A 6756-nucleotide genomic window follows, 5' to 3' on the forward strand; every position below is an offset into this window, starting at 1 on the left:
CGAGCGTCTGCGTGATCTACTGACGGCCACATAGACCATCAGGTGTTGCGAGGACCCCTAGAAACCGCCGACGGTCCGGGGCCTTCGTCGTGGACGAACCGCGGGGCGCGCAGCCGCCGGGCGTGGTACACACCCGGGATGACCATCCACACCGGTGCGCCCGGCCGCACGGTCCAAGACCACCCCCTCCGACGGCGAGTGCTGGGCGCGGTGACGGCTCTCGCCGCCGCCGTCTCCGCTCAGCTCGTGGCGACGGCACCCGCCGCGACCGCGGCCGAGGACCCCCTCTGCACCACCTCGACGAGCTCGAGCTCCTGGTACTCCGGACCGTCGGCGAGCAGGAGGTACGACGCGCTCACCTCGAAGGCCACCAGCCGCCCGATCCCGGAGGGGCTCCTCGACGGACGGTACGTGCCGCAGGGCATGGCCGCGGTCGCGAACTGGGACGGGACGTCCGAGGAAATCCTCCTGATCTCCGCCTACAAGGACGCCAACGGCAACAAGGACCCGGACGGCGACAACGGCGACAGGGTCGCGAGCAACGCGAGCGCGATCTTCGGCGTCGTCGCGACCGGCCCCCGGGCGGGGACCGGCCTCGGCCGGATGCTCATCGCGACGGGGCACGTCGGGGGCCTCGCCGTGTATCGGGGCTACGTGTACGTCGGCACCGAGAAGACGATCCGGGCCTACCCGCTCTCGACGGTCCGCGGCGCGCTCGAGGGCAGGGACACGAGCTCCGTCTACGGGCCGCGGTCGGTGTACCAGGCGTCGTACACGGTGGGCTTCCTCGGCAGCGGCGACGGAAACCTCTGGGCCGGGCGCTTCTCGGAGACCGAGAACACCAAGCTCAACAGGTACGCGCTCAGGAGCCAGGCGACGGGCACGCTCAGCTATGTCTCGCAGTACTTCGCTCCCAAGAAGACCCAGGGCGTCGCCGTCACGTCGAACCGCGTGTTCTTCTCCACGTCGTACGGCCGCAACGACCGGGGGAACATCTGGGTCATGCCACGCGGCGTCCAGACCCGCACCGACGCCAACTCGTACTGCTTCCGTGCGCCGTCGATGAACGAGGGCGTCACGACGCTCGGCGGCCGGCTGTGGATCAACTACGAGAGCGGCGCCTACACCTACACCCACGCCAGCGACGACCCCCGCAACATCGTGAAGCGGGTGCACTCGGCCTCCCTGAGCTCCGTGACGGCGCTGCTCGGACAGGCGGACTGAGCGGGCGCCCTCGGGCGCCGGCACCTGCCTCCCCACGCCGCGACGCCGCCCCGCGGCGTAGCGTGGGGAGGCATGTGCCGCAACATCACGACGCTGCGCGGGCTCGAGCCCCCCGCCACGGACGAAGAGATCCTGGCCGCCGCCGACCAGTTCGTGCGCAAGGTCACGGGGGTGCAGCGGTCGGCCAGCGCCGCCACCCGCGAGCCGTGCGACCGGGCGACGACGGAGATCGCCGAGATCGTCACGCGCCTGCTCGACGAGCTGCCCGCCCGGCGCCAGCCGCCCAAGTCGGTCCCGCCGCTGCGCCGCGAGGAGGTCCAGGCGCGCATCGCCGCCCGGCAGGCCGCCCGCGAGGAGCACGAGCGGATGCACGAGCTGGGCATCGCCCACTCCCACTGAGCCGGACCGTCACCGGTTAGGCTCGCCCGCGTGGATCACGACCCGCGCACCCGCGACGACGACCCCGCCGGCCCCGTCTCCGCCACGATGCACCGCGCCAAGGCGCTCGCCCGGGCGGCGCACGTCACCGTAGGCCAGGTGCGGCACGGCGCCGGGGGCGACGTGGAGATCGACTGCTCGTGCGGGATGGTCCTCACCAACGGCCCGGACTGGTCGCTCGACGAGCACATCCGTCTGCACCGCGCGGAGGCCCGCTACGTCGCGCTGAGCCGCGTGGCGCCGGCGGGGATGCCGCGGCTGCTTCCCGTCGGGGCGGACCGCCTCCCGCGCTGACAGGTCTCGCCGTCGGGCTCTCAGAGCTCGTCGGGGTCGTCCCAGGACACCCCGCTCGACGCACCCTCGATCGGTCCGAGCTCGGTCGCCGAGAGGGAGGCCGGAGCCTTGCTCGCGTCTCCCCCCGGCCGTGGGTCGAGGTGCGGGTCCGCCACCGAGGTCCGTCGGGGCGCGATCCGCGCCTGGGAGGCGATGGACTCGTCGAGGGGTTGTTCCGACCGTTCCGGGACGCGCGCCGACGTGGTGGTCGACGGGCCCCGTGCCTCAGGGCTGCTCATGTCCCATCCTTAGCAGGCGGCGGGTCTGGTCGCTCACGCTTGGCACACTTTTTCTCTCCGGTGAACTTCGACCCGCGGACGTCGGTGCCCCTGGCTAGAGTGTCCGCCGTGACCGCTGCCGATCGAGGGCTCAAGGAGCCGGTGGAGCTCGGTGCCCCGCCTCCCGCTCCCGGTTCCCGGGACACGTGGCCCGGGACGCGCCCGCTGGTGTGGGCGCCGCGCGCCCGGACGGTGGACGTCGTCCTCCCCCGGCCCGGCGACGACGAGCGTCGGCCCATGCGGCTCGTCGGCGCCCACGAGCCCGGTTACTGGCGGGCCGACGAGGAGCTCCCGCCCGGCACCGACTACCTGTTCTCGGTCGACGGCGGCGCACCCGTCCCCGACCCCTGCAGCCCGCTGCTCCCGTCCGGGCTCGGCGGACCCACCCGCGTGCTCGACCCGGCGTTCGCCTGGACCGACCACGGATGGGCCGGCCGCGCCCTCGCGCAGGCCGTGCTGCTGCACGTCGACGTCGCGACCTTCACCCCCGCCGGCACGCTCGACGCCGCCGCCGAGCGACTCGTCGCCGTGGCCGCGTCGGGCGTCGCCGGCGTCGAGCTGTCCCCGGTGGCGGCCTTCGACGCCGTGCGCGGGCCCGCGTCGGGGGTGCGGCTCTTCGCCGTCCACGAGCCCTACGGCGGGCCGCGCGCGCTGCAGCGGTTCGTCGACGCCGCCCACGCGGCGGGGCTCGCCGTCGTGCTCGACCTCCCGCACCGCTGGGCCGTGGCCGACGACCTCGGGCTGCACGCGTTCGGCCCGTACGCCGTCGGGTCGCGCATCGGCCCGCGCACGGGGGCCCGCCCCGGGCCGGCGGGCACGGACAGCCCCCGGCTCAACCTGGACGGGAGCGGCAGCCGCGGACCTCGTGACTTCCTCGTCGCCGACGCCGAGCGCTGGCTGCGGGACTTCCACGTCGACGGGCTGCTCCTGGACGTCGAGGCGCTCGTGGACCGCTCGCCCGTGCCGTTCCTGGGCGAGCTCGCCGAGCGCGTCCACGCCCTCGGCGAGCGGCTCGGTCGCCCCCTGACCCTGCTCACCGACGGTCCCGGCCGCAGCGACCGGCTCACGAGCGTCGTGCACGGCATCCTCGCCGCGCCGGGCGACGACGACCGGGCTCAGGACCTTCGGCGGCTCGCGCAGCACGTGTTCGGGGCCAACGACGCCCAGCCGTGGCGGCCCCCGAGCCTCCGCCGCGCCCGACGCGCCACCCAGCGCGCCGCGTCGGTCCTCGTCGGGGACCTCACCCGCCTGCCCGCCGCGGCGCGCGCGGTGCCGTGGTCGCCGTCGGGCTGCGGGCCCGCCACGTCGGCCCGCAGCGAGGACGAGCGCGCCTGCCTGCTCACCTTCGCCCTGCTCGCCGGGACCCCGCCGGTGCTCGACACCGAGCACGTCCCGGTCGGGCAGGACGACGCCGCGTCGCGCCGGCTCGTCGCGTGGGCGCGCACCCTGATCGGCCTCCGCCCCGAGGTGACGGCGGAGGTCGATGCCCCGGTCGAGGTGCACAGCGACGGCGAGGTCATGCTCGGTCGCCGCGGCTCGGCCGCCGTCGCCCTCGCGACCGGGCACGCGGACGCCGTCGTCGACGTCGAGCGACTGCTGGCCACCGACCGTGGGCCGTGGCAGGTCGCGGCCGCCTGGGACCCTGACCAGGCCCGTCTGGACGGCGGTCGCCTCGCCCTGGCCGCCCGCTCGCCGGTCGTGCTGCGCGCCGCGGGCCGGGCCTGACGCCCGCGCCGCCCTTACGCCGCGGTGAGGCGGCGGCCCTCCTCAGCCAGCGCGCCGAGCCGCGACAACGCGCGGTAGTACTTCTTGCGGTAGCCGCCGGCGAGCATCTCGGGGGTGAACAGGTGCTGCCGGTCGCCGCCCACGACGCCACCGAGCAGGACGGGCACGTCGCGGTCGTACAGCCGGTCGACGAGGACCACGAGGCGCAGCGCCACCTCCTGCCGGGTGACCGGGTGCACGTCGGTGAGCGCGAGGAGCTCGACGCCGTCGAGCAGCGCCCCGTACCGGCTCGGGTGCACGGTGGCGAGGTGCGCGAGCAGGTCGTCGAAGGAGTCCAGCACCGCGCCCGGGCGGGCCCCGGCCGCCGCGGCGACCACGTCCGCGTCGAGCGCCTCCGAGTCGGTGACCACGGCCCGGTGGCGGTAGTCCTCGCCGTCGACGCGGAGCACCTCGAATCGCGACGCGAGCGCCTGGATCTCGCGCAGGAAGTCCTCGGCCGCGAACCTCCCCTCCCCGAGCGCGTCGGGCAGGGTGTTGGAGGTGGCCGCGAGCGCGACCCCGCGGTCGGCCAGCTCGCGCAGCAGGCGGGACATCAGCACCGTGTCGCCGGGGTCGTCGAGCTCGAACTCGTCGATGCACACGAGCTTGCGGGTGGCCAGCGCCTCGACGGTCGGCAGGAAGCCGAGCGCGCCGACGAGGTTCGTGTACTCGACGAACGTGCCGTAGGCGGCCGAGCCGGGCCCGGCCTCCGCCGTCACCGCGTGGGTGAGGGAGGTCAGCAGGTGGGTCTTGCCGACGCCGAAACCGCCGTCCATGTACACGGCGGGCACGGGCCGCCGACGGCCGAGCAGGGCGCGCAGGCCGCCGGCGGGCCGCGCCGTCACCTCGCCGGCGAACTCCTGGAGCCGCGCGAGCGTCGACGCCTGGCTCGGGTGCGCCGGGTCGGCCCGGTACGTGCCGAAGCGTGCCTGCGCGAAGTGGCGGGGCGGCACGAGGTCGGCCAGCAGCCGCTCCGGCGGCACCGACGGGCGCACGGAGGTCAGGGAGCGAGGCGGCGTCGGGGTCGTCGGTTCCGGCACGGTCACCTCGTGGGGCGCGGTCGCCTCGGGGGCTGAGCCTGCCGCGCCGGTCTCGTCCTGCGTGAGCGTCACGACCGACAAGGTTACGCCGCGTGGTTACGCTGGCCGCTGTGACATCCGCCACCGCGCCGCTCGACGTCGTCCTCCCCGCGCCCGAGCACGTCGCGCCCGACCCGGCGGAGGAGCGCCTCGCCGCGCTCTATTCGCCGGCCTGGGGCACCGCGGGGCGGCACGTGCGGGTCAACATGGTCAGCACGGTCGACGGCGGAGCCTGGGGGCCGGACCACCTCTCCGGCTCGATCAACGACGAGGCCGACTGGCGGGTGTTCCGGGTGCTGCGCGCCCTCGCCGACGTGGTGCTGATCGGGGCGGGAACCGCCCGGCTCGAGGGCTACACGGCGCTCGAGCGGCCGGGCGGGATCACCGCCGGGCCCGACGACCGCGCGGCGCGGCTGGAGCTCGTCCTCGTGACACGCTCGGGGCGGGTGCCGACGGCGCTGGCGGACGCCGACCGCCCGCCCCTCGTCGTCACCGGCGCAGCGGGAGCGCAGGTCGCCGGCGACGCGCTCCCGGCCGACCGGGTGATCGCCGCCCCCGCCCCGGGCGACCCGGAGTCGGTCGACCTGGCGGCGGGCCTCGACGCGCTCACGGACCGCGGCCTGCGACGGGTCCTGTGCGAGGGCGGCCCGCACCTGCTGGAGGCGATGCTGCGCGCGGACCTCGTCGACGAGCTCTGCGTCACGACGAGCCCCTGCCTGGTCGGCGCGGGACCGGGCCGGATCGTCGCCGCGTCCGTCCCGGGCCTTCCCGCGACCCCGGCGCGACCGGCCAGGCTCGCCCACCTGCTGCACGCCCCGGCCACCGGCACCCTCCTGGCCCGGTGGGACCTGCACGACCCGGTCCGCTGAGGTACGCCGGTCGTCGCCGCGCGGCCGGCCGCGGCGTGACGACCGCGACACCGGCCGCCCGGACCGCCCACCTGCCTCGCGCGCGGCCCTGCGGCTGGCTAGCGTGCTGCCATGCCGACGACCATCATCCTCACCGAGGACACGCTCACCGACGCCGACGTGGCGCACATCCTGTCCCTGCACGCCGACCAGCCGGAGAGGTACCGCGTGCTGGTCCCGCAGGACACGGACCGCAACGTCGTGGCCGCCATCATCGACCACCTGTGGTCCGGCGAGCTCCGCGAGGCGGGAGAAGACCTGGTCGGCAAGGAGCCGACGCAGCAGCAGGCGAAGCTGACCGCCGCGGAGCGGCTCGAGGGCTCCCTGGTGCTGCTGCGCGGGGCTGGCGCCGCCGCCGACGGTCAGGTCATCCCTGAGGACCCGCTGCCGGCCCTGGCGACCGCCGTGGCAGACCACGGCGGCCCCGAGGGCGTGCAGGACGTGGTGGTGGTCACCTACCCGCACGTGGTCGAGGACACCCTGCGCCGCGACTGGGCCTCGCGCGCCCGAGACGAGCTCAAGGTGCCGGTGCTGCACCTCTACGCGGGCACCAGCGCCCTCGGCGACTGAGGCACCCGCCCGCGGCGGAACCGCAGCCTCGGGCGCGACCAGCACCGACTGAGGGCGCCGGGCGTGGACGACGTGGCCCCCGTGACGACGCGTGGCGGTTTCTAGGGGTCCTCGCAACACCTGATGGTCTATGTGGCCGTCAGTAGATCACGCAGACGCTCG

General features: G+C 75.4%; 8 protein-coding genes. 6 read left to right on the forward strand and 2 right to left on the reverse strand.

Annotation, left to right across the window (positions count from 1 at the left end):
* The first annotated feature begins 138 nt into the window (after positions 1 to 138).
* From ABD254_RS15710 to ABD254_RS15720, 3 genes are all read left to right on the forward strand, one after another.
* A complete protein-coding gene (locus tag ABD254_RS15710; RefSeq protein WP_344249459.1) occupies positions 139 to 1224 on the forward strand; it encodes a hypothetical protein in 1086 nt (361 codons plus the stop codon).
* A 72-nt stretch (positions 1225 to 1296) separates the two neighbouring features.
* Positions 1297 to 1623, forward strand: a complete 327-nt coding sequence (locus ABD254_RS15715; RefSeq protein WP_344249460.1) for a DUF2277 domain-containing protein — start codon at positions 1297 to 1299, stop codon at positions 1621 to 1623.
* 30 nt (positions 1624 to 1653) lie between these two features.
* Positions 1654 to 1956, forward strand: coding sequence for a hypothetical protein (locus tag ABD254_RS15720; RefSeq protein ID WP_425553825.1), 303 nt, complete (start codon positions 1654 to 1656; stop codon positions 1954 to 1956).
* Positions 1957 to 1976: 20 nt separating this feature from the next.
* Here ABD254_RS15720 and ABD254_RS15725 read toward each other — a convergent pair whose 3' ends face one another.
* Positions 1977 to 2234, reverse strand: coding sequence for a hypothetical protein (locus ABD254_RS15725; RefSeq protein ID WP_344249461.1), 258 nt, complete (start codon positions 2232 to 2234; stop codon positions 1977 to 1979).
* Between the two features lie 108 nt (positions 2235 to 2342).
* Between ABD254_RS15725 and ABD254_RS15730 the strand changes: the two genes are divergently transcribed.
* The gene (locus ABD254_RS15730) at positions 2343 to 3998 is read left to right on the forward strand and encodes an alpha-amylase family protein (protein ID WP_344249463.1); all 1656 of its coding nucleotides are present in this window, start codon (positions 2343 to 2345) and stop codon (positions 3996 to 3998) included.
* A gap of 14 nt (positions 3999 to 4012) precedes the next feature.
* On the opposite strand, the gene zapE is transcribed toward ABD254_RS15730, so the two are convergent.
* A complete protein-coding gene (gene zapE / locus ABD254_RS15735) occupies positions 4013 to 5083 on the reverse strand; it encodes a cell division protein ZapE (protein WP_344249471.1) in 1071 nt (356 codons plus the stop codon).
* Between the two features lie 104 nt (positions 5084 to 5187).
* Here zapE and ABD254_RS15740 point away from each other — a divergent pair, with 104 nt between their 5' ends.
* Together ABD254_RS15740 and ABD254_RS15745 are read left to right on the forward strand one after the other, a co-directional pair.
* Positions 5188 to 5985, forward strand: coding sequence for a dihydrofolate reductase family protein (locus ABD254_RS15740; protein ID WP_344249465.1), 798 nt, complete (start codon positions 5188 to 5190; stop codon positions 5983 to 5985).
* Between the two features lie 111 nt (positions 5986 to 6096).
* Positions 6097 to 6594 carry a hypothetical protein gene (locus tag ABD254_RS15745; RefSeq protein ID WP_344249467.1) on the forward strand — a complete coding sequence of 166 codons (498 nt, stop codon included), beginning with the start codon at positions 6097 to 6099 and terminating at the stop codon, positions 6592 to 6594.
* The last annotated feature ends 162 nt before the right edge of the window (positions 6595 to 6756 follow it).

Origin of the sequence: Isoptericola hypogeus, from assembly GCF_039531145.1 — a bacterium.
Lineage (GTDB): Bacteria > Actinomycetota > Actinomycetes > Actinomycetales > Cellulomonadaceae > Isoptericola > Isoptericola hypogeus.